Origin of the sequence: Vibrio sp. V38_P2S17PM301, from assembly GCF_009904845.1 — a bacterium.
GTDB classification, from domain to species: Bacteria; Pseudomonadota; Gammaproteobacteria; order Enterobacterales; family Vibrionaceae; genus Vibrio; species Vibrio proteolyticus.
Genome location: NZ_WXWO01000023.1, coordinates 21,045 through 43,182 on the forward strand (window position 1 = coordinate 21,045; position 22,138 = coordinate 43,182).

Sequence of the window (22,138 nt, forward strand, 5' to 3'; positions counted from 1 at the left end):
AGGCGCCCATCGAAATGAGCGCCTGCAAAGGGTTTCGTTATTCTTCCCGGCTGAACAGGGCGTCAATAAACTCTTGTGTCTCAAACGGACGCAAATCATCGATGCCTTCACCGACACCAATGTAACGAATTGGTATGCTGAACTGGTCGGCAATCGCAAAGATCACCCCGCCTTTGGCCGTGCCGTCCAGCTTGGTTAACGTGATCCCGGTCAGCGGAGCCACGTCACTGAACAATTTCGCCTGACTGATCGCGTTCTGGCCGGTTCCCGCATCCAGCGTCAGCATAATTTCATGCGGCGCCGAGTCATCAATCTTCTTCATCACCCGCACGATTTTACGCAGCTCTTCCATCAAGTTGGCTTTGTTCTGCAGGCGGCCGGCCGTATCCGCGATCACCACATCGACGCCGCGTGCTTTGGCCGCTTCGATCGCGTCATAGATCACCGACGCACTGTCGGCTCCGGTGTGCTGGGCTATCACAGGCACATTGTTGCGCTCACCCCAGACCTGCAACTGCTCCACCGCCGCCGCACGGAAGGTATCACCAGCTGCCAGCATGACTTTTTTGTCCTGCGCCTGAAATTGCTTCGCCAGCTTACCTATGGTGGTGGTTTTCCCCACCCCGTTAACACCAACCATCAAAATCACGTACGGCGTCTTACTGCTGTCTACCTCTAGTGGCTGCTCAACCTGGCTGAGGATGGCGGCCATCTCTTCTTTCAGCAGGCCATACAAGGCTTCGCCACTTTTGAGTTCCTGACGCGACGCTTTCTCAGTCAGATTCTCGATAATTTTCAGCGTGGTATCCATGCCAACATCCGCCATCAGCAGCTGTTCTTCCAGCTCTTCGAACAGATCGTCATCGATTTGTTTGCCTTTAAACAGGCCAAAGAAACCGGCACCGATATTGGCTTTGGTGCGAGCCAGACTGCGTTTCAGGCGGGCAAAAAAGCTTTCGGTCGGCTTTTCCTGCTCCGCAACCCGGGCCGGTTCTGGTTCTGGTTCTGGTTCTGGTTCTGGTTCTGGTTCTGGTTCTGGTTCTGGTTCTGGTTCTGGTTCTGGTTCTGCAGCATGCTCTTGTGACGCTGGCGCGTCTGCAAGCGTTGACGACTCCTGCTCCGCGTCCGACTCCTCAGCCACAGGTTGAGTTTCTTTTGCAGCTTCGTCGTTGGGCTTGGCCTGGTCCTCATCACCAAAACCCAGCCAGGAGAGTAATCCGCGCTTCTTTTTTTCCGTCATCAGGGGCTATCCTAGATTCTTCTAATTCACTGTGACTCTTTTTCTGCCGAGGATCTCCGCGACAGAAAAAAGAAAACCGACAAAGTCATGAAAACGATCCAATTCATTCGATTTGATTGGTAAACTTTGTCATCTTCAACATTCAAAACTGTATCCAAGCCAGTTTTTACTTGGGCGTCTGGATATAGTATCACTTAATTAGCGGTCAAAAAATCTATGGTAAGACGTCGCCAGCAAAACCCATCACAAAAACAGCCTTCTGCGGGCGTTGTGCGCATCATCAGCGGCGTATGGCGCGGACGTAAATTGCCGGTGCACGATGCCGAAGGGCTGCGCCCGACCACAGACCGGGTCAAGGAAACAGTGTTTAACTGGCTGGCTCAGGAAGTGCCGCGAGCGCGTTGTCTGGATCTGTTTGCCGGCTCTGGCGGACTGGGCTTTGAAGCCGCGTCCCGACAAGCCGAACAGGTGACGCTGATTGAGCTCAACCCGACCGCATTTCGTCAGTTGCAGACCAATATCGCCGCGCTCAAGGCCGCCAATCTGGAAGCCATCAACAGCGATGCACTAGCCTACCTGAGCCAGCCGGGCACCCCATACCACGTGGTGTTTCTTGATCCGCCTTTTCGTCAGGGGCTGCTGACGCAAGCGATTGAGCTGCTGGAAAAAAATGGCTGGCTTGCAGACGACGCGGTGATTTATATTGAAACCGAAAAAGAGTTGCAGCTGGAAGGCATTCCGGCTCACTGGCACCTGCACCGGGAAAAAACCGCCGGTCAGGTCAGTTACCGATTATTCGAAAGGACATCTCAATGAAAGCGCTGATTTATCTCGCCAAAGGGGCGATTCTGTTTGTGTGGCTGGTTCTGCTGTTGAACATTGTCACCCCGTTTCCGGGCAAAGCGGCGATTGCTTTGTACATCATGACCGCCTTTCTGTTCCTGATGCACGGCCTGCAAATGCTTATCTTTGTCGGCGCTTTCGGTGACAAGATCTCCATGTCGCGCTGGGAAAAATGGTCGATTCTGGTGTTTGGCATTTTTGCTCTGCTGGACATTCGCCGCAAGCACATGTCATGAGTCGCCAACAATCAAAAAACGCCGCTCCCTGAGCGGCGTTTTGGTTTTCTCTGTCACGATAGGCGCTACGCAAGATACCCTTTGACGCCATCGAGGAACATCTGGGTTGAAATCATGACCAACAACAGTCCCATCAAACGCTCAACCGCCTTCAGCCCTCGTTCACCGAGCACCCGGTGGAAGAAGCTGTAGAACATCAGAATAAAGAAGGTCGCCCCCCAGGCCAGGAGCACCGCACCAGACAACTGCAACAGCTTATCCGGATGCTGCGTCGACAGCAGCAACAGCGCGGCAATCACTGACGGCCCGGCAATCATCGGGATGGCCATCGGCACGATGAAGGGTTCTTCTCCCGCCGCGAGGCCGGTAATACTGCCGACACTGGGGAAAATCATTTTAATGGCAATAATGAACAGAATAATCCCGCCGGAGATGCTCAGCGTTTCGGGTTGCACGTGCAGGAAACTGAGAATACTTTTGCCGGCGAAAAGGAACAACAGCAGAATGATAAGGGCAAAGCATAACTCACGGATCAGGACCTTACGTCGCCGTTTCGGGTCCAGGTGCTTGAGTATCGACAGCACAACGGGCAGATTGCCGAGCGGATCCATAATGAGAAACAACATGGTCGCGGCGGAAAGAATATCCATATCAACAAATCTCACAAAACAACAGGTTGCGCAGTATATCAGCACTCCTTGTTGATTTCGATGTCAGTCCGTTGAACACTTGAACGCTTCCCCGCCCGCCATAATCCTGTGGCACGTTATTATCACACCACCAGACTCATCGAAGCGAAGGCTCGTTGGCGCTCAGAGAACCACCGATGCGGTGATCAGCGAATGCGCCAGCAGGTAACTGCCAGAGATCAGATAACGGCCACAACGAAACGGTTTACGGTAGTCGTGGATCGCCAGCATCCCGGCCGATGCGATCAATACAATCGCCCCGATAAAGCCCAGGCTGCTGGCAAGCGATTGCTGGATCAACCAGTTTTCACCCGCCGCCCACGCCAGTTGAACCAGCACCACGCCCATCATGGTGACAGGAAAAATCAGCCGGTCCAACTGAGGTAAGAGAAGGAAAAACAACACGATGCCGCTGGCCACCAGCAAGGCGGGCAACCACCAGACGATGTCACCCGAAATCTGCAGCCAGAATGCTTTGCTGTAACACAATTGCGCCAGCAAAAATGCGATAAAACTCAGCCGAGAATGGTTTTTGAGTATGTAGAAGGTATCCGCCAGTACGGACACAATCAGCCCGAAGGCAATCCAGCTCATGGCTGCGCTCATTTCCCCGGGGACGTTCCAAATCATCGCCAGCAGGAACACCATGCTCAGCGTTTTAAACACAACGGCCTGAGCCTTGTTATTACTTTCATTGGCCGAAACACTGATAAAACCAGACAGTGCTACGGATAGCCAACTCCACATGTCACTACCTCGCTCTGTTTCGCCGGCCAGTGTAGGCACGTTGGGCAAGATGTCCAGAAGCGCAGGTAAAAAGTTGGATCTGAGTAGAGCTTCCAACGCTGCGCATCGCCGCGTTTAAAATCAGCCTCTCTTGCGCACTGACGCCAAATCATCCAGCAAGCGGTCTTTTAGTGCAAAAGCACCACTTTTACACTCCCCAGACCAAAACCTGATCACTTTACTCACTCGAAAACCGTCTTCCACGCCATGAATAAAAAAGAAGAAACATCATTTTAACTATTAGAATTCATATAGATAAAACAAAAAACAACAATAAAAACCGATAAGACAGTCTCAGTTTAAAATCTGGATAAAAATCGGATTTAGACGATCATTTCACTTTCAACCCCCTCCCATAAATGACAATAACTCTCAAAAGCCATGACAAGACAATGACATTGTCAGACTTTAGTTAGCCAATCGACACTTAACCAAGCTAAGCCATGAAAACACAAAAACAATAATCACAGAGTGATAAATGACGCTAAATCACCAATTAAAAACAAGTACTTAAAAAACTTTCGTTGTTTTTAAATACAAATCGAACATTAAGAAAACACCTCAAAAGAACAACTTTAAATGCGTAAAAACTGCCATTAGACGGCAATGAAACAATGATTTTTATCGACTTGAAAAAATCATTTGTTGAAAAGCCGCAAAACATGATCTATTCTAAATACATAGTTTGAACATCAATCAAAGGAGCAGTGTTATGTTAACGTCTTCACAGAAGCAGGGACTGGTAATGATCGCAGTTGTCGTGGGTCTAATGACACTGCCGATGATGTACTAAGCACCGAATAAAAAAGACAAAAAGGGACGCATCATGCGTCCCTTTTTGGTTGATAGATTCGATTTATTTGAGATGCTGAGACAGGATGTCCCAATGCATATAATAGAAGCCCAGAGCCGCTAGCGTGATTAGCGTCATCAGCATGATCGCCACACGCCAGATAAACCGGCCGCTGCGCGGGGTCAGCTCTTTTTCACAGTCATCACACGCTGCCAAGAAACCACGTGGGTCTTCCAGATGGTAGTCGTGTTCATGAGCCGCTTTGTTGCGTATGGTGGCAATGTAACGCAGCTTACCCACCACATCATGCGGTAAGCGCTCTTCACAGCTGGTGATCAATTGATGCAACCCTTTCCCCTCCGCGTGATAACGGGTTCGCAGTAGCGTTTCTAGCTTTCGGGTTCGCATGACCACTTTTTCAATATCAGACATGGCATCCCTCCACTGTTAGTTTAGTCTTATTCTTCCATATTGATGAGTTTTGCCGGCGAAGAAAAACCATTCTCGCTCGTTGTTGCATAGTTTAACCCATTGAAACCCAACCACACTCAACCTCCGGATGCACACTGGGATCCACACCACACACCCGGCTGTGAAGTCACTCGAAATTTTCTGCCGACATTCCGTCAGCATCACGAATTGCTCCGACAGAACATCACACTTTTGCGCCGACACGATTACAATAGCCGGGCACCTGATATTTGGAGGTCATGTATGCCCGTCTCTCTTTTCGCTCTTATCGGCCTGTTGGTGGTTCTGGCCGCCTGGGTTTTTCTGAGTTTTTACCGCAAGCACATCCAAGGTCAGGGAGCTTCCGAGCACACCGTCGAGGTGACCATCCTCGATAAGCAAGCCGTCGATGTCGCCGATGCCCAGCCCGGCGAGGATGCTCAGGAGTTCTGGATATACGTTCAAAAAGGCCGCTTAGGGCCAAAGCGGGAGTTTCAGGTCGGGGGGCATTACTTTCATGCCCTCAACCCGGGGGACAAAGGCATTCTCACTTATCAGGGCGATACGTTTTTGCACTTTGCCCTGAAACGCTAAGGCAGTAACCAGGCTGTTTTCGCCGAACGAGAGAACAGCCAGCTCAATCCCAAAGCGCCCGCTCCACTGATCACAATCCACAACGGAATAACCCAAGCGGGGTGCCCTTGATACCAGCCATACGCTTTCATCGGCCACAAAAAAATAGGGTGCAACAGATAAATACCCAAGCTGTGTTTACTGACAAAACTCACGATCGTACGGCCATTGCCCGATAGCCGTTCACCAAAATAACGACACAGCATAAACACCATGCTGGCGGCCAACACCACATTCAGAGTCTTGTAAGACAGCCAACGTCCCACTGTGTATTCCCCATTGGCAACACTGATCGTGATCACCGCTTCAGCGGTCAGCCACAGTGCGCCAACGCCAAGTACCGTCACCACGCTGACCATCACGGGGGTAAGCGGCAGTTTTTTATACAACAGATAACCAAGTGGCAGATAACCACTGAACAGCCACATCTGCCAGCTCCAAGGGCCATCAATTCGCAACAAAAACAGCAGCGTGGTCAACAGCCACACCCCAGTTAAGGCATAGATACCACTGTCACCACTTTTTCGCACCACCACCTGCAGCAACGGAATGACAAAGTAGAGCGGAATAAAATAATAGAAGAAACCAAGATGGTAGTAGGTTTCATGGCTGAGGCTGCCGGCCAGCACGGATTGAGCTGTCTCGGCATCGAACCCGGACGCGCTCCAGCCGGACAGATAGGCGTAAAACAGCGACCACACCACAAACGGGAGCAGCACTTTACCGAGCCGACGCCGGACATAATATTTGAGTTCAAACGGACGCTGATCACTGAGCATCAAAGCGCCGGTGATAAGGATAAAGACGGGCACAGCCCAGCGACTGACGCTGTTGACACTGACCGCCGTCGCCCATTCAGAAAAAGGAATGCTGCCCAATTCATTGCGGTACGGCGCCAGAACATGAATAGCAATCACCGCCACCGCCGCCACACAGCGGGCCAAATCAAAAAACTGTACTCTTTCTCTCATCCCGCATCCTGACTATGCATAACGCGATGACTATAGCACAGTACAAAATTTGCACTGTCAGATAATTAACAAATTGTTTTCACAGCGCTTTGATTGCGCTCACTCCCCTAGCCCATGCTGTGCTATAACATGTGGAGACAAACTCATCATTCCCTGCCGGCAGTCTTAATAGTGACACAGCGGATCAGGCCGGATTGCACTACAATGCCCGCAGAACCTACAGAGGCTGCTATGAACAAAGCACTAACAACGTCATTGATTTGTCTGGCCGCATTGGCCGGCTGCGATAACCAACAACAGACAGAGAGCGCGGATACCCTGCCGGATGCCAACCCGATGTGCAGCTCTGAGCAACTGGCCGGAGGCTGGTCTGCGGCCCAAGTGGACGACGATACCCGTCAGGCGCTTGAGACGGTCCTGACACAGATGAACACGTCAGCGAAACTCGACACGATTCTCACGGTGCGCACTCAGGTGGTAGCCGGCACCAACTATGCGATTGATTTCCGTATGGATGATGGCCAGATCTGGCACACCATCGTTTTTCGTTCACTGAAAGGCGAATACTCCATGACTCAGGCTGCGCAGCCAGGTCCGCTCTGCCCGTAACCCTATATCGACGAATTGTTGCTCTTTTCCTTACTTTTGGAGCAACAAAAAAGGCTGACCCCTTGGGGCCAGCCTTTTTCTTGTTCGCGCTCTCTACGCCGAAGACACCTGAGGTGCTTTGGGTAGGCGGATGGAGATCAAGGTCGTCATGATTAAAAACGCGCACGATACCCATAAGCACGCGGCCAGACCCGCCACCTGAAACACCCAACCGGACAGCACCGTGCCGATCAAGCGGCCCATCGCATTGGCCATATAATAAAAGCCGACGTCGAGTGACACTCCATCGCCCTTGGCGTAGCTGACGATAAGATAAGAGTGCAGTGACGAATTGATCGCAAATATCGCACCGAACAACATCAGACCAACCACAATCACCAGCTCTGGCTGCCAGCCAATCTGTACAGCGTAAGCAATCAGTGCAGTCACGCCCGCCAGCAGCCCAGCCCAGCCCAGCGCTGCACTGCCATCCGGCACCCGGCCAGATGATTTGCCCGTCAAGCGCGGCGCCAGCCCTTGCACGACCCCATACGCCATTACCCAACAGGCGAGAAACCCACCTACGGCAAGGTGATCCCAGCCGAACACACTGCCGAGATAAACAGGTAACGCAACCACAAACCAGACATCACGGGCACCGAACAGAAACATCCGCGCCGCCGAGAGGATATTCACACTCTCCGATTTAGAAAAAATATGGCGAAACTTCGGCTTACTGTTGGCTTTCCCCATATCGCCTTCCAACCAAATCAGGCTGCCACACAGCACCACCAGCAGAACTGAGGCCATGCTCAGCACCGCCACTTTAAAACCGAACAGCGACAGCAGCAGACCGCCAATAAAAAAGCCCGCGCCTTTGAGCGCATTTTTCGAGCCGGTTAGCAGTGCAACCCATTGATACAAAGCTCCTTGCTGCGCATCCGGCACCAGAGTTTTGATCGCGCTTTTGGCACTCATCTTATTCAGGTCTTTGGCGATACCAGACAGTGCCTGCGCGGCCATCACCCAAGGGATCGTGAGCCAGACGGCCGGTACGGCCAGCATCAACAAAGCGACAATTTGCATCGCCAGACCAACGTTCATGGTTTTATTCAATCCCAACCGCGCGCCCAACCAGCCGCCAATCAGGTTGGTCACAACACCAAAAAATTCGTAGAACAAGAACAAGGAGGCGATCGCCAGTGTGCCGTAACCCAGCTCGTGAAAATACAGCACCACCAACATACGCAGCGCGCCATCGGTCAGTGTGAAGTTCCAGTAGTTGAACGTCACCAGCATGTATTGACGGACGCTTTTACTCAGGCTTGAAATCATCGCAGTCTCTTTTGATTGAGGGCATCCGGTTGCACCAGCAGCATTTGGATCATGGCAACCCAAATACTCCCGACGCCCCTAGACATGCACCAAAGAACGGACATAGTCTAGTTGTACCGACTTGGTGAAGGCGCTAGGGCGCAGTGCCTGAACGCGGGCGATGATCTCTTCCAGCGACCAGTCCTTTTCCAGCAGAAGATGCGCCGCTAGCAGACCAGTGCGACCTGAACCACCCATACAGTGCAACGCAATTTTCTCGCCCTGCTCAATACGCTGGTGCAGTGCCGGACTGACTTCTGACCAGCCAAGAGCAAACGCCTCATCCGGCGCGCAATCGTCTTCAATCACCAGATGATACCACTCCATGCCCAGTGAGCGGGTCAGGGTACCCAGCGCCGTGACGCCGTGCTGAGCCATCTCATCGTCACTGATGGCCGTCACCACCGCCTGTACACCTTGGGCATACAGCTGTTGCAGTGAGTCCGCCAACGCAACACCTTTGGTCCCCGGACACGGCGTCAGCACCAATGCACTGCCGGCCAGCGGCAGCGCCCAACTTGGATGCGTCATGCCGTTACCTCCGGAGCCTGGCCCACTTTACGCACCAATTCAGCGGTGCGGGTCGCATAGCCCATTTCATTGTCATACCAGGCGTAGATTTTCACCATGCGCGTCCCCACCACCATGGTCGACAACGCATCCACAATCGTGGAACGTGGGTCGCCTTTGTAATCGATCGACACCAGCGGACGTTCCTCAAAGCCCAGAATACCGCTCAGCGCCCCTTCACTGGCCTGTTTCAGCAAGGTGTTCACCTCATCGACCGTGGTGTCGCGTTTGACGTCAAAGATGATGTCGGTCAGTGACGCATTCGCCAGTGGCACGCGGACCGCATGGCCGTTGATTTTGCCCGCCAGTTCCGGGAAAACTTCCACAATCGCCGTGGCGCTGCCAGTGGTGGTTGGGATCAGGCTCATCCCACATGCGCGGGCACGCCGCAAGTCTTTATGCGGCGCATCCAGAATGGTCTGGGTGTTGGTCAGATCATGGATAGTGGTAAACGAGGACTGCTCAATACCCAGCGCTTCGTGAATGACTTTCACTACTGGCGCTATGCAGTTGGTGGTGCAAGACGCTGCGGTCACGATACGGTGTTTCTGCGGATCGAAGATGTGCTCGTTGACGCCGACGACAATGTTGGCAACCCCTGGCTCTTTCACCGGTGCCGACACCACAACACGTTTCACGCCCTGCTCAAGATACTGAGTGAGGAATGCCGTTTTGCGATGCACGCCCGTGGCTTCAATCACCACATCACACTCAGACCAGTCTACCGCAGCGATCTCGCGCTCCTGAGAGGTCGTGATGCGCTGATCATCGATCAACAACTGGCCACCTTGTGCTTCAACCGTGTGATGCCAGCGTCCCTGCACAGAGTCAAACTCCAGCAGATGCGCCAGGGTAGCCGTATCGCCGGCGACGTCATTGATGTGGACAAATTCCAGTTCCGGCCAGTCAAACGCGGCACGCAAAGCCAGGCGGCCAATGCGGCCAAATCCGTTAATTCCGACTTTAATTGTCATGTTGATTCTCTCTTTCACCTAAATTCAGACGCAGCAAACCGGGCGGTTTTCTGCGGCCAGTAACCGATCCAGATCCTGTTGATATTCACTGCGCAGACAGTTAGACGCCACCAGATCATCAATCAGTTTGCGCATCCAACCCGGCAGATCATTAGCCAGCCGGTAAAACACCCATTGCCCCTGGCGGATATCCACCAGTAGCCCACTGGCACGCAGCTGAGCAAGATGGCGGGAAATCTTGGGCTGACTTTCCTGCAATGCTTCGGTCAGCTCACCAACCGACAGACATTGTGCACGCATGATCAACAGCAGGCAGCGCACCCGGGTTTCGTCAGACAGCAACTTAAAAAATTGATGTGGCAGCATTAACACATACTCATATATGGATATGCGTATATATTAACTTACCAAACCATCAGGTCAATCCGGCCACGTCGATTGTCACAAAAGGTTCATTGAGAGGCTCAGATCAGCTTGTTGAGGTCCTGGCTCCAGCGCTGCGCTTCAGACAATTTGCTCACCACAGCTTCGACATTCAGCCCTTCACGCACGCACGCCTCACGCAATCCGGACCAGTCTGCACGTTCGAAACACTCTTCCACTGACAGCAAAGTACCGTAAGGACCGCTGCGTTGCAGCAGGGCAGCTTTGATCTCGTCAGACAAAGGCAGTTGTTCCACCAGCGCCTCCAAAGACGTATCCAGCAGCGCGTCCAGTACCGAGAACAGACCAATTAAAAAGGCCTGATCACGGTGCCCAACGAATTGTGGCTGAGAAGACATCAGCAGACAGAACTGCGCACGTTGCAGCGACAGGTTATACACTTCTTTGGGTTTGTGGGTGGCAACGAACGACGCTACCGCCAGCGACACGAAAATTTTCAGTCGGTCCTGTCCCAGATACACCAGCGCCTGACGAAATGAGGTGATCGCCACTTCCAGGCGATCCGATAATGTATTGACGAAACGCAGCAACTTGTACGACAGTGCCACATCCTGAGAGACAATCCGTTCCACCGCTTCGAAGTCCACGTCCGGGCGGCACACCTCGCGAAACAGCTCCATTGCCAGCAGATGCTCAGGGCTGACATAGCGCTGGCGAATCATTTCCGGTTTGGCAAAGAAATAGCCCTGGAAAAAACAGAACCCGGCGGCACGCGCGGCCACAAACTCGGCCTCCGTTTCGATGCGCTCAGCAAGAAAACGGCGTTTTGAACCGCGCGCCAGACGCTGGCGAACAAACTCACACGCAAGCTCCAGCCCCATGGCCATGATATCGAGCTTAATGATCTGAACATACGGCAGGAAGCGCTCCCAGTCCGGGCTGTAGACAAAGTCGTCCAGCGCCAGCAGATAGCCTTTATGGTACAGCTCGCGTACAGCATCAAACAGCGCGTCGTCCGGCGGACAGGTTTCCAGAATTTCGATCACCACCTGTTCTTTAGGCAGCACCAGAGGCAGGCGGCGGATCAACGCCTGATAGGGAAAATTGATAAAGCAACGTGAGCGGGTAATCCCCGGATTGGTGCCGAGTGACAGGAAATTTTCGACGATCAGTCGGTACGTCGCGCGATTCGATTCCACGTGAGCGGGGAAGGCATTGTTTTCCCCGTCACGGAACAGCAGCTCATACCCTAAGGTGTGCCGCTTGGCATTAAAAATCGGTTGTCGGGCAACAAACGTTTCGCGCATTACACCGGGCTCTTATCACGCTTTAGCGGCCGCCAATAATGCCCCACATCCCATGAACATTGAACCGAAAACTTTGTTAATTTTGCTCATCACCCGCTCAGAGCGGATAAAACGCCCCATCTGTGACGCCAGGCTGGTGTAACCGAGCATCACAAACGAATCGATCACAACGGTAGTGACACCGAGGATCATCAACTGCGTCAACTGGTTGCCAGCCGGATCAATGAACTGCGGGAACAGCGCCACCAGAAACACTATCGATTTCGGGTTGGTCAGATTAATCAGCACTGCTTTTCTCAACAAGGTGCGCGCCGGCAGCGCTGCGCCATCCGTGACTGTCGCCAGACTGCTGTGATCGCGCCACTTCTGGATACCAAGCCAGATAAGATACACCGCTCCCACCCATTTGATCACCGTGAACGCCAGTGCTGACTTGGCCACCAGAGCCCCAATCCCCGCCCCTACCAACACTATGTGGCATGCCAGGCCAACCTGCAGGCCGGCAATCGCCGCCAGGGATTTGCGTGTCCCATAACTCAATCCGTTACTGATCGAATTCACCGTACCGGATCCCGGCGCCAGACTGAAGACGATTGCTGTTGCGACATACGCTAACCAAACATGCAGATCCATGGTATTTTCCCTCGACTAAACGACTACAGGCACACATAATTGGGACTCAGTTCATCGCGGTTCCAACAGGATACAATGAATTCTTCGAGTCCAATTGATAGTCATTCTTATACTCAAGAGTGCACCTTTGAGCAAGCCATGAATGGCAATATTGCTGACCTCTGGCAGCGGAGAGAAGAAGGATTTATAAAATCTTTCGATAAAACAAAACTCTACTGGTGTCGTCTGACCTGTGACTCGCACAACAAAGCGATTGTGGTGGTCAACGGTCGCATCGAAGCCGCGTGGAAATATCAGGAGCTGTTTTACGACCTGTTTCAGCAAGGCTACGACATCTACTCCTTTGACCACCGTGGTCAAGGGCTGTCAGACCGGATGCTTGGCGACCCGCAAATGGGACACGTCAACGACTTTGAAGATTACATTCTCGATATGGAGCGCCTGCTCACCCACTTCGACCTGACCCATTACGAACAACGGTTTCTGTTGGCACATTCGATGGGCGGCGCCATTGCTACCCGCTACCTGCAGACCCATCCGCAACATTCGTTTGATGCGATCGCCGTCAGCGCACCAATGTACGGCGTCAGTGTTCCATGGTATTTGTCTCCGATAGCGGTTCCACTCAGCATGGCAATGACCACCATCTACGCCCAACCGACTTACGCGCCCGGTCATCAGGCTTATTATCCGAAACCGTTTGAGATCAACCCTCTGACGCAAAGTGAAGTGCGTTATCGCTGGTTCCGCGAGCTGTATGACCGCATGCCACAGCTGCAAATTGGCGGACCGTCCACGCGTTGGGTCTGGCAGGGACTACTGGCCGCGAAACAGTGCATTCTGCTGACCCGCCAGTTAACTTTACCGTTTCTGCTGCTTCAGGCTGAGCGGGATACGATCGTCAGTAACAAAGCTCAGGATGTATTTATCCGTAAACTGCGTAAAACCAATCCGGACTGCGAGCTGCAGGTGATCCAGGGCAGCCGCCATGAACTGTTGTTTGAAATCGATCGCTGCCGCAATCAGGCACTCGACAGTCTGCTCGCGTTTTTCGACCGCCACGGATCCACGCGAGCAAAATAAGGAAATCTTCTGTGAGGATTTTACCCTCTTTTTCTTCCTCAATTTGACGTAGACTGGTTTCTCTATCGCAGTGGCATGCGGCCACTGCGGCTTAGCGTTTTGATGAGGGTGATATGACCACGGCTAGCACAAAGACTCCATTCCACATTGTGGCCTCGGACCTGGACGGAACCTTACTGGCGCCAAACCATCAATTGAGTGACTACACCAAACACACACTCAAACAGCTGCATCAGCAGGGCTACACCTTTGTCTTCGCGACTGGCCGTCACCATGTCGACGTCGCCGGGATCCGAGAACAAGCGGGTATCCCGGCCTACATGATCACCTCCAACGGTGCCCGGGTGCACGATCAGAATGACCAGTTGATGTTCAGCGACAACGTGCCGCCTGAACTGGTGCAGGCCATCATTAACATGGTGAAACAGGATCCGGACATTCAGGTGCACATCTACCGCAATGAAGAGTGGCTGATGAGCCAGGAAGATGAACTGCTGCGCAACTTCCATAAAGATTCCGGTTTTAGCTACTCTCTGTTCGATATCGACCACGCACCAACCGAGGGCGTGGCAAAAGTCTTCTTTACCCACCCGGCACAGGATCATGAGCATCTGGTGCAATACGAAGATCAGCTAAACGTCGAGTTCGGCGAGCGCCTCAACGTCGCGTTTTCCACCCCCTGGTGTCTGGAAGTGATGGCTGCCAACGTGTCCAAAGGCCATGCGCTGCAGGTAGTGGCGAAATCTCTCGGCCACACACTGGACAATTGCATTGCGTTTGGCGACGGTATGAACGACGTGGAAATGCTGTCGATGGCGGGCAAAGGGCTGGTGATGGGCACTTCTCATATTAAGGTCAAGCAGGCGCTGCCGGACAACCAGGTGATTGGCGCCAATACCGATGATGCGGTCGCCCACTATCTGGCGGATCACTTACTCGACTGAACCATTCCTACGCATCAAAAAAGCAGCCACTCTGGCTGCTTTATCTATCCATTCACCGTTTCCTTGCGCAGAATCGCCGGCCACTCCTCCTCACTGACCGGCATCACCGATAAGCGATTGCCGCGTTTTACCAGCGGCATGTTGCTCAGCTCCGGCATCGCTTTTAACACCGACAGCGGGATTATGCGCTGCGTTTTTCGCACGAATTCCACATCCACCATCACCCAACGGGGATTGTCCGGTGTGGATTTCGGATCGTAATAATCACTTTCAGGATCGAAGGCAAAGTGGTCCGGATACGCCGCTTTGGTCACCCGGGCAATGCCCGCCACCCCCACCTGTTTGCAAGAAGAGTGGTAGATCAGCACCAGATCGCCAACCTTGACCTGATCGCGCAACATATTTCTTGCCTGATAATTACGCACGCCTTCCCAGCATGAGGTATGTTGTATCCGCAGAGTATCGATAGAAAAGGTGTCTGGTTCGGTTTTAAACAGCCAGTATGCCATAATCAAGTCCAGTCAGTTTGTGTCACGAGGAAGATATACCATGAAGGCGTTGAGAAACCCAGCCACGATTGCCGCCCTGTTAGCGTTGCAGGCCTGTTCCACCACCAGCACGCAGGTCGGTGAACCGATGACCAAAGCCAGTCTGGATCAACCAGACACCATCGTTCCTCAGACGTTCATATTGCGCGGTCAGGCTGTGATCGGGAGTGAAGCACGCACACTGATGCCGTGCGGCAGCAACCAACAATACTGGTTGGAATTATCTCCGGAGCAACTCAAGCAGGCCAAGGCGCTGTCCCACTCCCCTTATCAGCCCCTGTACGTCGAAGTGGTCGGCCAATTGCTGCTTCCAACCCGCACCGGCCCCGACGCCGATTTCACTGCCCGGTTTCAAGTCGATCACCTCAACCTAGTCAGCGCAGAAAATCCACAACGCTGCGATCAGTCACCGCGCCCGACCCGTGCGTTTGGCACCGAGCCGTTTTGGAGCGCCAGTTTTGAGGGGCAACAACTGGTAGTGCGCACGCCTGGTGGCGCGGCTCAACCAGTCGCGATTGAATCGCGCCGTATTGAGAGCGATACCCGCCAGTACCGCCTGCAAGGCGGGGAACTGACTCTCGAGCGAGCAGCATGCAGCGATGGCATGAGCGACAGTATCTACGCCTGGCGCTCGACACTGGAACTGAATGACAAAACCTATCAAGGCTGTGCGACACTCGCCAATGCCGATGGCAGCCAGCACTGGATTGGTCAGTATCAAGCTCAATCCACGCAGACCAGTAACTTCAGCATCACACTGGAACTCAACACCGATCACTCCGCCACGACCCGTTACGATTACAACAACGGCGATCCGAGTATCGTGGAAACCGGTTACTGGCAGCCGCTCAATCCGGAACAGGTTCAGGTAATGATGACCCGACACCAGCGCCAGTATCTGCTGTCAGAGCGAATTTTCACCCGCACCGGTGACACCCTCAGTGCCGACAAAGAAAAAGTCGGTACCCTGGTGTATCCGATCGCCAACGGCGGGCTGCAACTGTATCGTGCCGGCAGTCAGGCCGGCACTGACCCAAAGTCCATACCGTCGAGCAATACGTTTGACCCTCAGGTCGATCAGGCCGTGCGTCAATACCTCAAACAAACCAACAACCCTGCCGCAGGCACGCACTACCGCTGGCTGACCTATGACCTCAATGGCGACGGTCAGTCGGAGCTGTTAACTCAGCTCGACTGGTGCGGTTCGGGGGGCTGTACCTTACTGATCTTTGAAAAACGCGCCCAGCAGTGGCACATCAACAGCCGGGTCACTCTGGTGCGCACGCCGCTCACACTCGGCACACAGCAACATCAGGGCTGGCAGGATCTGATCCTGAACGTCGGTGGTGGCGGTGCACAAGCGGCCGATCATGTGCTGCGCTACAATGGTAAGCGCTACCCGCTCAACCCCAGCACCGCGCCGCAAGCCGATGCCGCCAACATCAGCGAGACAACCCTGTTCTCCGATGGCTTGTCGCCTGCTCTGCACGGGCTGGCGCTGTAATGGCCCCCTGTCCTGACTGCGGCCTGCACCATCAGTGCATTTGTCCAGCCCTGCCCCATATTGACAGTGCGGTCAGACTGGCCTTATTGACCCACGACAATGAGTTTGAACGGGCCACCAATACCGGTCACTGGCTGGCCAAAAGCTTACCCCATTGCCACCGTTATCGCTGGAGCCGGGTTACCCCGCCAGCCGATCTGCTGCGGCTCATGAGCTGTGGTGACGTAACGCCTTATTTGGTGTTCCCGGCTACGCACAGTGTCAGCGCCGGACAGGCCTGGCATAACGGCCAGCGTCTAGGAAAAGCAGCGCTGTTCATCGTGCTTGATGGAACCTGGCAAGAAGCGCGCAAAATGTTGCGTAAAAGCCCGTGGCTACAAGCTTTGCCACAAGTGCACCTCAGCCCGGCGGAAGATTCCGCTTATCGTCTGCGGCGCAATCAGGAGACGGGCCATCTGTGTACGCTGGAAGTGGGGTGTGAACTATTGACCGCCGCAGAAGAGTACGCCAGTGCCACCGCTCTGCGGGCTTTTTTGCGGGTCTCAATGGACGCTTATCAGGCCGACAAAAGCGGCCATGCTCTACAGCGCGAGTAACTGCTCCAGGCGGCTGATCGTCAAGTGTGGCAACAAACGCGCTTTGCGGTTCTCGCGCAGATTCGCCGGCTGGTCATTGAACCAGCAAGCCATAAAACCATTATCCAGTGCCCCAGCCACATCGGTCACCGGATGATCGCCGACATGCAGGATCTCAGCGGCGTCCAGACCGAGCTGTTCACGAGCCTGGTCAAACATATCCGGGTACGGTTTAGCACGACCATCCGGACCGGCTTTCAGTACCCGCTGAAAATAGCCCGCTAACCCAATTCGCTCGGCATCCACATTGCCGTTGGTGATCGCCACCAGCGGCATACGCTGGGCCAGTTGCCCCAATACCCGGTGCGTTTCCTGCGGCACGGTGAAATCACTGCGCAAACGCAAGACTTCCTCAATGGCTGCCTGTGCCGCAAGTTCAGCCTGCGCCGGAGTGTAGCCGAGTTCGATCAGCCCCTGCTCAATTTGCCGGAAACGCCATAACGTAACATCATGCCGCAATGCCGGTTCAAGCTGAGCCAGACGAATTTTGAGTGCCGTCCACCAGTTATGTGACTCACTAGCGGTGAGCGGATGATGCGTGTGCAGCCAGACCACCATCTGCTCTTCGACCCGACGGATCACCGGCCGGTTGTCATACAGAGTGTCATCAAGATCAAACGTCATCGCTTTGACCGGATTCAGTTGGCGGTAACACTGCATTAGTCGCTCCCTTTCTTTTTGGCGCGTGGGTGCGCCTGATCGTAAGCCTGAGCCAGGTGTTGAAAATCGAGATGGGTATAGATCTGCGTGGTGGAAATGTTTTCGTGTCCGAGCAACTCTTGCACCGCTCGCAGGTTATTGCTCGATTCCAGCATGTGCGTGGCGAACGAATGGCGCAGTTTATGCGGGCTGATGTGACTGTTGACTGACTGTTTCTGTCCCCATTCCGCCATGCGTTTTTGCACATTTCGATGCGAAATGCGTACCCCAAGTTTAGAAACAAACAGCGCCGGCTCTTCCGCTTTCGCCAGCGTGGCACGTACTTTGAGCCACTTAGCCACCCATTCCTGCGCCATACCGGAAAACGGGACTTTGCGCTCCTTGTCGCCTTTACCAACCACACGCAGCTCACCGGAATTGAGACTGACGTCGCGCACATTAACACTGACCATTTCGGCCAATCGCAGCCCCGCCCCGTACATCAGCTCCATCATCGCCCGATCGCGAATCGATAACGGATCATCGTCGTTCACTTCCAGTAGCTGACCCACTTCATCCACATCGAGGTTCTTGGGCAACGGACGCTGCTTGCGCGGGGCAGACACCCCTTTGGCTGGATTGGCGCTGATCTCACCACGTCGGATAAGAAAATCAAAAAAACTGCGTAAAGAAGAAAGCCGCGTCGCCAGACTGCTGGCTTTCATTCCTTCGCGCATGCCTTTGCTCGCCAGTTGCCGTACCCAGGCCGCGTCCACCTGTTGCCAGTCGCACAGCCCCATCTGAACCAGGTGGTGCGCCATGGTTTCCAGTTGCTGCTTGTAATTACGCTGGGTATGCAGGCTGAGGCCTTTTTCGCTGCGCAGGTATTCGTAAAACCTCGTCAGCGGTGCCTGCAGCCGCTCAGGCAGAAGAGCCGGTTGCTCGTTCATGAGTCTCTGTCCAGGGTAAGGTCTCGATCAGGTGCGCCAGCACCAGCGCTAAATGACGCAAAAACAGCGTATCCATGTGCGGCTGAAAATGCCCGCCCTCTTCGCTGGAGAATGCCAACACTCCCTGAGGCTGGCCTTTTTGCAGTGGTAACACCACGTAGGATCCCATCTCCGGAGCCGCGGCATGCTCACCAAACAGCGCCAGACGATCCGCTTTGCGCATCCGGCCCAGATACGCCGGCTTGCCGTTCAGGTGATTGGTGGCGAAACGCTGGTATTGCTCTTTACTCAGTGCGTATTTCCCGTCTTCACGACGGAGCAGGCGCACGTACGCTCGCAGATTCAGCTCACGCGCTTTGTTCTCGATCGCCTTGAGTGCCTCACTGAGCGTAGCGCAACGCAAAATCTGCTCCTGCAACTGCATAAATTCATGAAACGTGCGGTCATTGCTGGCGGCAAGCGACATCAGGGTGGTGATCTCCTCTTCCAGCTCTTCAATTCGCTGACGTTGACGGCTCAGCTGAACATGAACCAGAGACACGGCGCCCTGCTCCTGGCTGGGCAGTGCCAGACTCTCAACTAAGGTCTGGCGATGAAGAAAAAAATCGGGGTTATCACGAAGATACTCCGCTACGACCTCAGCGGTCAGAGCATCTGCTTCAATGTGAGCCAAAATCTCTCCTTAACACGTCAGTTGGCCATCGAACACATGGGTCGCCGGACCGGTCATGAACAAGGGTTGACCTGGTCCCTGCCAGCGAATACGCAGCTCACCACCCGGTAAACTCACCGTGACATTGTCATCCAGTAACCCCTGAACGATACCCACGGCCACCGCGCCGCAGGCACCACTGCCGCACGCTTGCGTTTCACCAGCGCCACGCTCATACACGCGCAGGCGCACTGCATTGCGGTTGACCACTTGCATAAAACCAGCATTGACCCGCTCAGGGAAGCGATCATGCGATTCCAGTAACGGTCCGAGTGTTTCCACATCGGCATGGTCTACGTCATCGACCACGGTCACCACATGTGGATTCCCCATACTGACCGTGCCACAGAACAAGGTTTTGTCCTCAACACGCAGGATATAGGTTTTCTCTGTCTGCTTGGCTCGAAACGGAATCTTGCCCGGTTCAAATTCAGGAACCCCCATGTTGACGGTGATCTGGTCATCGTCTTCCACACTGAGGATCATCTTACCTTTCTTGGTGCTGACACTGATACTGAACTTATTGGTTAAACCTTTCATCCGGACGAAGCGGGCAAAGCAGCGTGCCCCGTTGCCGCACTGTTCAACTTCACTGCCATCGGCATTAAAAATCCGGTAGTGAAAGTCGGTTTCCGGATCGTACGGCGCTTCAACCACCAGCAATTGGTCAAAGCCGACACCGGTATGACGATCCGCCAGACGACGGATCAAGTCAGGAGAAAAAAAGATGTTCTGGGTAATGCAGTCAACAACCATAAAATCGTTGCCCAGACCATGCATTTTGGAAAAATGGAAGTGCATATTGGTGTTATTACTCCGGAAGCAAGTGTTCAAGTTCCCACAAGCTGGACAGTGTCTCACGCTGACGAACCAGATGACTCTGATCGCCATCGACCATCACTTCCGCCGCACGGGTGCGGGTATTGTAGTTGGATGACATCACAAAGCCGTAAGCCCCGGCAGATCGCACCGCCAGCAGATCGCCGGCTTCCAGCACCAGCGAGCGGTCTTTGCCGAGGAAATCACCGGTTTCGCAGATCGGGCCAACCAAGTCGTAGGTCACCGCTTCCCCCTGGCGCGGGGAGACCGGCACAATATCCTGCCACGCCTGATACAGGGCAGGACGCATTAAATCGTTCATCGCCGCATCAATAATGGCAAAATTCTTGTGTTCGGTGTGTTTGAGAAACTCGACTCGGGTCAGCAACACGCCGGCATTGGCAGCGATCGCCCGGCCAGGCTCAAAAATCAGCTCCAAATCCTGATGGTGACTCAAACGGGCCAGCAACGCTTTGGCGTATTCCGACGGTTGTGGCGGCAGTTCATCACGATACACCACCCCCAGACCACCGCCCACATCAAGATGCTTGATATTCACACCCTGAGCTTTGAGTTGATCGATCAGCGCCAGCAGACGATCCGTCGCATCAATAAACGGCGCAATATTGGTCAGTTGAGAGCCGATATGGCAGTCGATGCCCTGGATATTAAGGTTATTCAGGCTTTGAGCAAACCGGTACACATCCGCCGCTCGATCAAAAGCGATGCCGAATTTGTTGTCGCGCAGACCAGTCGAAATATAAGGGTGAGTATTGGCGTCCACGTCCGGATTGATACGCAGTGAGATCGGCGCTTTGACACCCAGCTCTCCCGCGACCTTATTCAGACGCTCCAGCTCCGGTTCCGACTCCACATTAAAGCACTTGATGTTGAGCTCGAGTGCCCGCTTCATCTCCGCTTCGGTTTTGCCCACACCGGAGAAAACCACTTTGGCCGGATCACCGCCCGCGGCAACCACGCGTTCCAGCTCTCCACCGGAAACAATATCAAACCCAGAGCCAAGGCGCGCCAGGGCATTGAGTACCCCGAGATTGGAGTTGGCCTTAACGGCATAACAGACCAGATGTGGATGTTCACCAACGGATTTATCAAACGCGTTCCAGTGACGCTCCAGCGTCGCGCGTGAGTAGACATAAAGTGGCGTGCCGTACTGCTCAGCCAGAGTGGCGAGCGCAACTTCTTCGGCCCAAAGCTGGCCATCTTCCTGATAGTTGAAATAATCCAAAGTGTTATCCCTTATAAATTCGACTGAAATGACGTTATTGAGCCTGGTCTTGCTCTGGTTGATTCTGCTGAGCGTCTTCCGGGAAGTACAACGGGCCAGTCTGACCACAGCCTGCCAGTCCCATTACCGATAACAGAAACAACGCCATAATAGATTTTTTCATTTTGCATATCGTGATTATTGATTCAATGCCCCCTATAATCGCACCACACTCAGGAAAAGCAATAGGATAGAAAGGATGAACGATACTGAATTTCATCAACTGGTCGATTCCCAGCTGCAAATCATTGAAGAAGCAATTGATGAGTCAGGCGCGGACATCGATTACGAGACCAGCGGCAATGTCATGACTCTGGAATTTGACGATCGCAGCCAGATCATCATCAACCGTCAGGAGCCGATGCACGAGATTTGGCTGGCGTCCAAATCGGGCGGTTTTCACTTTCAACTCAAAGACGCAGAGTGGATCTGCTCCAAGACCGGCGTGGAATTCATCACCATGGTGAAACAAGAGTGCGAGAAACACGCCGGCGAATCCATCGACTGGTAAGCTCGCCCACCACAACGAAAAAAGAGCCCAAAAGGCT

The 22,138-nt window shown here is 53.6% G+C and carries 27 protein-coding genes; 9 read left to right on the forward strand and 18 right to left on the reverse strand.

All coding sequences use genetic code 11. From position 1 onward, the window contains the following. Nucleotides 1-37: 37 nt before the first annotated feature. Nucleotides 38-1,240 (reverse strand): signal recognition particle-docking protein FtsY, encoded by a 1,203-nt coding sequence (gene ftsY, locus CAG64_RS04710; RefSeq protein WP_161457813.1) that lies wholly within the window; start codon nt 1,238-1,240, stop codon nt 38-40. Between the two features lie 216 nt (nt 1,241-1,456). Here ftsY and rsmD point away from each other — a divergent pair, with 216 nt between their 5' ends. Both rsmD and CAG64_RS04720 read left to right on the forward strand, forming a co-directional pair. Then, nucleotides 1,457-2,056: a 16S rRNA (guanine(966)-N(2))-methyltransferase RsmD gene (gene rsmD, locus CAG64_RS04715; protein WP_161457814.1), complete on the forward strand. Its 600-nt coding sequence runs from the start codon at nt 1,457-1,459 to the stop codon at nt 2,054-2,056. Next, nucleotides 2,053-2,319 carry a DUF1145 domain-containing protein gene (locus CAG64_RS04720; RefSeq protein ID WP_021707155.1) on the forward strand — a complete coding sequence of 89 codons (267 nt, stop codon included), beginning with the start codon at nt 2,053-2,055 and terminating at the stop codon, nt 2,317-2,319. The genes rsmD and CAG64_RS04720 overlap by 4 nt, the downstream gene beginning before the upstream one ends. 65 nt (nt 2,320-2,384) lie before the next feature. On the opposite strand, the gene CAG64_RS04725 is transcribed toward CAG64_RS04720, so the two are convergent. The 3 genes from CAG64_RS04725 to CAG64_RS04735 form a co-directional block, all read right to left on the reverse strand. Then, nucleotides 2,385-2,969, reverse strand: coding sequence for a YhgN family NAAT transporter (locus tag CAG64_RS04725; RefSeq protein WP_161457825.1), 585 nt, complete (start codon nt 2,967-2,969; stop codon nt 2,385-2,387). A gap of 162 nt (nt 2,970-3,131) precedes the next feature. Then, a complete protein-coding gene (locus CAG64_RS04730) occupies nt 3,132-3,755 on the reverse strand; it encodes a lysoplasmalogenase (RefSeq protein ID WP_161457815.1) in 624 nt (207 codons plus the stop codon). 895 nt (nt 3,756-4,650) lie between these two features. Beyond that, complete coding sequence (locus CAG64_RS04735; RefSeq protein WP_021707152.1) at nt 4,651-5,019, reverse strand: hypothetical protein; 369 nt, start codon at nt 5,017-5,019, stop codon at nt 4,651-4,653. A 282-nt stretch (nt 5,020-5,301) separates the two neighbouring features. Between CAG64_RS04735 and CAG64_RS04740 the strand changes: the two genes are divergently transcribed. Then, nucleotides 5,302-5,631, forward strand: a complete 330-nt coding sequence (locus tag CAG64_RS04740; protein ID WP_161457816.1) for a DUF2500 domain-containing protein — start codon at nt 5,302-5,304, stop codon at nt 5,629-5,631. Here the strand turns inward: CAG64_RS04740 and CAG64_RS04745 are convergent. Further along, entirely contained in the window at nt 5,628-6,641 is a 1,014-nt protein-coding gene (locus tag CAG64_RS04745) for an acyltransferase (protein ID WP_161454385.1), read from the reverse strand. The genes CAG64_RS04740 and CAG64_RS04745 overlap by 4 nt on opposite strands. 231 nt (nt 6,642-6,872) lie before the next feature. Here CAG64_RS04745 and CAG64_RS04750 point away from each other — a divergent pair, with 231 nt between their 5' ends. After that, nucleotides 6,873-7,250 (forward strand): cystatin domain-containing protein, encoded by a 378-nt coding sequence (locus CAG64_RS04750; protein ID WP_021707149.1) that lies wholly within the window; start codon nt 6,873-6,875, stop codon nt 7,248-7,250. A gap of 93 nt (nt 7,251-7,343) precedes the next feature. Here the strand turns inward: CAG64_RS04750 and arsJ are convergent, their stop codons facing one another. The 6 genes from arsJ to rhtB all read right to left on the reverse strand — a co-directional run bounded on the left by arsJ (nt 7,344) and on the right by rhtB (nt 12,471). Then, entirely contained in the window at nt 7,344-8,564 is a 1,221-nt protein-coding gene (gene arsJ, locus CAG64_RS04755) for an organoarsenical effux MFS transporter ArsJ (RefSeq protein WP_161454386.1), read from the reverse strand. 78 nt (nt 8,565-8,642) lie between these two features. Continuing rightward, on the reverse strand, nt 8,643-9,134 hold the full coding sequence (locus CAG64_RS04760) for a cyclin-dependent kinase inhibitor 3 family protein (protein ID WP_161457817.1): 492 nt from the start codon (nt 9,132-9,134) through the stop codon (nt 8,643-8,645). After that, complete coding sequence (locus CAG64_RS04765; RefSeq protein ID WP_161457818.1) at nt 9,131-10,147, reverse strand: ArsJ-associated glyceraldehyde-3-phosphate dehydrogenase; 1,017 nt, start codon at nt 10,145-10,147, stop codon at nt 9,131-9,133. The genes CAG64_RS04760 and CAG64_RS04765 overlap by 4 nt, the downstream gene beginning before the upstream one ends. 24 nt (nt 10,148-10,171) lie before the next feature. Further along, a complete protein-coding gene (locus tag CAG64_RS04770; RefSeq protein WP_161454389.1) occupies nt 10,172-10,513 on the reverse strand; it encodes a metalloregulator ArsR/SmtB family transcription factor in 342 nt (113 codons plus the stop codon). A gap of 98 nt (nt 10,514-10,611) precedes the next feature. Beyond that, nucleotides 10,612-11,838 carry an EAL and HDOD domain-containing protein gene (locus CAG64_RS04775; protein WP_161454390.1) on the reverse strand — a complete coding sequence of 409 codons (1,227 nt, stop codon included), beginning with the start codon at nt 11,836-11,838 and terminating at the stop codon, nt 10,612-10,614. Between the two features lie 15 nt (nt 11,839-11,853). After that, entirely contained in the window at nt 11,854-12,471 is a 618-nt protein-coding gene (rhtB, locus tag CAG64_RS04780; protein WP_021707143.1) for a homoserine/homoserine lactone efflux protein, read from the reverse strand. Between the two features lie 75 nt (nt 12,472-12,546). On the opposite strand from rhtB, the gene CAG64_RS04785 reads away from it, so the two are divergent. After that, nucleotides 12,547-13,554 (forward strand): alpha/beta fold hydrolase, encoded by a 1,008-nt coding sequence (locus tag CAG64_RS04785; RefSeq protein WP_021707142.1) that lies wholly within the window; start codon nt 12,547-12,549, stop codon nt 13,552-13,554. Between the two features lie 113 nt (nt 13,555-13,667). Next, nucleotides 13,668-14,498, forward strand: coding sequence for a Cof-type HAD-IIB family hydrolase (locus CAG64_RS04790; protein WP_161454391.1), 831 nt, complete (start codon nt 13,668-13,670; stop codon nt 14,496-14,498). A gap of 44 nt (nt 14,499-14,542) precedes the next feature. Here the strand turns inward: CAG64_RS04790 and CAG64_RS04795 are convergent, their stop codons facing one another. Beyond that, nucleotides 14,543-15,007, reverse strand: a complete 465-nt coding sequence (locus CAG64_RS04795; protein WP_161454392.1) for an EVE domain-containing protein — start codon at nt 15,005-15,007, stop codon at nt 14,543-14,545. A gap of 40 nt (nt 15,008-15,047) precedes the next feature. Here CAG64_RS04795 and CAG64_RS04800 point away from each other — a divergent pair, with 40 nt between their 5' ends. Beyond that, a complete protein-coding gene (locus tag CAG64_RS04800) occupies nt 15,048-16,550 on the forward strand; it encodes a COG3650 family protein (protein ID WP_161457819.1) in 1,503 nt (500 codons plus the stop codon). Beyond that, nucleotides 16,550-17,146 (forward strand): tRNA-uridine aminocarboxypropyltransferase, encoded by a 597-nt coding sequence (locus tag CAG64_RS04805; protein ID WP_161454394.1) that lies wholly within the window; start codon nt 16,550-16,552, stop codon nt 17,144-17,146. Before CAG64_RS04800 ends, CAG64_RS04805 begins: the two co-directional genes overlap by 1 nt. Here the strand turns inward: CAG64_RS04805 and yigB are convergent. From yigB to lptM, 6 genes are read right to left on the reverse strand one after another with little or no spacing between them, the layout of a single operon-like run. Then, a complete protein-coding gene (gene yigB / locus CAG64_RS04810) occupies nt 17,132-17,845 on the reverse strand; it encodes a 5-amino-6-(5-phospho-D-ribitylamino)uracil phosphatase YigB (protein ID WP_161454395.1) in 714 nt (237 codons plus the stop codon). The genes CAG64_RS04805 and yigB overlap by 15 nt on opposite strands. After that, entirely contained in the window at nt 17,845-18,774 is a 930-nt protein-coding gene (gene xerC / locus CAG64_RS04815; RefSeq protein WP_161454396.1) for a tyrosine recombinase XerC, read from the reverse strand. Before xerC ends, yigB begins: the two co-directional genes overlap by 1 nt. After that, nucleotides 18,746-19,447, reverse strand: coding sequence for a DUF484 family protein (locus CAG64_RS04820; RefSeq protein WP_161454397.1), 702 nt, complete (start codon nt 19,445-19,447; stop codon nt 18,746-18,748). Before CAG64_RS04820 ends, xerC begins: the two co-directional genes overlap by 29 nt. A gap of 9 nt (nt 19,448-19,456) precedes the next feature. Then, on the reverse strand, nt 19,457-20,287 hold the full coding sequence (gene dapF / locus CAG64_RS04825; RefSeq protein ID WP_021707134.1) for a diaminopimelate epimerase: 831 nt from the start codon (nt 20,285-20,287) through the stop codon (nt 19,457-19,459). A gap of 10 nt (nt 20,288-20,297) precedes the next feature. Further along, on the reverse strand, nt 20,298-21,551 hold the full coding sequence (gene lysA / locus CAG64_RS04830) for a diaminopimelate decarboxylase (RefSeq protein ID WP_161457820.1): 1,254 nt from the start codon (nt 21,549-21,551) through the stop codon (nt 20,298-20,300). Nucleotides 21,552-21,585: 34 nt separating this feature from the next. Next, the gene (gene lptM, locus CAG64_RS24060) at nt 21,586-21,714 is read right to left on the reverse strand and encodes an LPS translocon maturation chaperone LptM (protein ID WP_040903185.1); all 129 of its coding nucleotides are present in this window, start codon (nt 21,712-21,714) and stop codon (nt 21,586-21,588) included. 75 nt (nt 21,715-21,789) lie between these two features. Between lptM and cyaY the strand changes: the two genes are divergently transcribed. Continuing rightward, nucleotides 21,790-22,101 (forward strand): iron donor protein CyaY, encoded by a 312-nt coding sequence (gene cyaY, locus CAG64_RS04840; protein WP_021707131.1) that lies wholly within the window; start codon nt 21,790-21,792, stop codon nt 22,099-22,101. The last annotated feature ends 37 nt before the right edge of the window (nt 22,102-22,138 follow it).

Bases quoted from the DNA above. Each gene is read 5' to 3' on its own strand.
- cyaY (WP_021707131.1), top strand. From the start codon at position 21,790: ATGAACGATACTGAATTTCATCAACTGGTCGATTCCCAGCTGCAAATC.
- dapF (WP_021707134.1), bottom strand. From the start codon at position 20,287: ATGCACTTCCATTTTTCCAAAATGCATGGTCTGGGCAACGATTTTATG.
- CAG64_RS04805 (WP_161454394.1), top strand. From the start codon at position 16,550: ATGGCCCCCTGTCCTGACTGCGGCCTGCACCATCAGTGCATTTGTCCA.
- xerC (WP_161454396.1), bottom strand. From the start codon at position 18,774: ATGAACGAGCAACCGGCTCTTCTGCCTGAGCGGCTGCAGGCACCGCTG.
- CAG64_RS04735 (WP_021707152.1), bottom strand. From the start codon at position 5,019: ATGTCTGATATTGAAAAAGTGGTCATGCGAACCCGAAAGCTAGAAACG.
- CAG64_RS04730 (WP_161457815.1), bottom strand. From the start codon at position 3,755: ATGTGGAGTTGGCTATCCGTAGCACTGTCTGGTTTTATCAGTGTTTCG.
- rhtB (WP_021707143.1), bottom strand. From the start codon at position 12,471: ATGGATCTGCATGTTTGGTTAGCGTATGTCGCAACAGCAATCGTCTTC.
- CAG64_RS04765 (WP_161457818.1), bottom strand. From the start codon at position 10,147: ATGACAATTAAAGTCGGAATTAACGGATTTGGCCGCATTGGCCGCCTG.
- lptM (WP_040903185.1), bottom strand. From the start codon at position 21,714: ATGAAAAAATCTATTATGGCGTTGTTTCTGTTATCGGTAATGGGACTG.
- arsJ (WP_161454386.1), bottom strand. From the start codon at position 8,564: ATGATTTCAAGCCTGAGTAAAAGCGTCCGTCAATACATGCTGGTGACG.
- ftsY (WP_161457813.1), bottom strand. From the start codon at position 1,240: ATGACGGAAAAAAAGAAGCGCGGATTACTCTCCTGGCTGGGTTTTGGT.
- CAG64_RS04790 (WP_161454391.1), top strand. From the start codon at position 13,668: ATGACCACGGCTAGCACAAAGACTCCATTCCACATTGTGGCCTCGGAC.
- CAG64_RS04740 (WP_161457816.1), top strand. From the start codon at position 5,302: ATGCCCGTCTCTCTTTTCGCTCTTATCGGCCTGTTGGTGGTTCTGGCC.
- CAG64_RS04775 (WP_161454390.1), bottom strand. From the start codon at position 11,838: ATGCGCGAAACGTTTGTTGCCCGACAACCGATTTTTAATGCCAAGCGG.
- rsmD (WP_161457814.1), top strand. From the start codon at position 1,457: ATGGTAAGACGTCGCCAGCAAAACCCATCACAAAAACAGCCTTCTGCG.
- yigB (WP_161454395.1), bottom strand. From the start codon at position 17,845: ATGCAGTGTTACCGCCAACTGAATCCGGTCAAAGCGATGACGTTTGAT.
- CAG64_RS04725 (WP_161457825.1), bottom strand. From the start codon at position 2,969: ATGGATATTCTTTCCGCCGCGACCATGTTGTTTCTCATTATGGATCCG.
- CAG64_RS04770 (WP_161454389.1), bottom strand. From the start codon at position 10,513: ATGCTGCCACATCAATTTTTTAAGTTGCTGTCTGACGAAACCCGGGTG.
- CAG64_RS04745 (WP_161454385.1), bottom strand. From the start codon at position 6,641: ATGAGAGAAAGAGTACAGTTTTTTGATTTGGCCCGCTGTGTGGCGGCG.
- CAG64_RS04760 (WP_161457817.1), bottom strand. From the start codon at position 9,134: ATGACGCATCCAAGTTGGGCGCTGCCGCTGGCCGGCAGTGCATTGGTG.
- CAG64_RS04800 (WP_161457819.1), top strand. From the start codon at position 15,048: ATGAAGGCGTTGAGAAACCCAGCCACGATTGCCGCCCTGTTAGCGTTG.
- CAG64_RS04750 (WP_021707149.1), top strand. From the start codon at position 6,873: ATGAACAAAGCACTAACAACGTCATTGATTTGTCTGGCCGCATTGGCC.
- CAG64_RS04785 (WP_021707142.1), top strand. From the start codon at position 12,547: ATGAATTCTTCGAGTCCAATTGATAGTCATTCTTATACTCAAGAGTGC.
- CAG64_RS04795 (WP_161454392.1), bottom strand. From the start codon at position 15,007: ATGGCATACTGGCTGTTTAAAACCGAACCAGACACCTTTTCTATCGAT.
- CAG64_RS04720 (WP_021707155.1), top strand. From the start codon at position 2,053: ATGAAAGCGCTGATTTATCTCGCCAAAGGGGCGATTCTGTTTGTGTGG.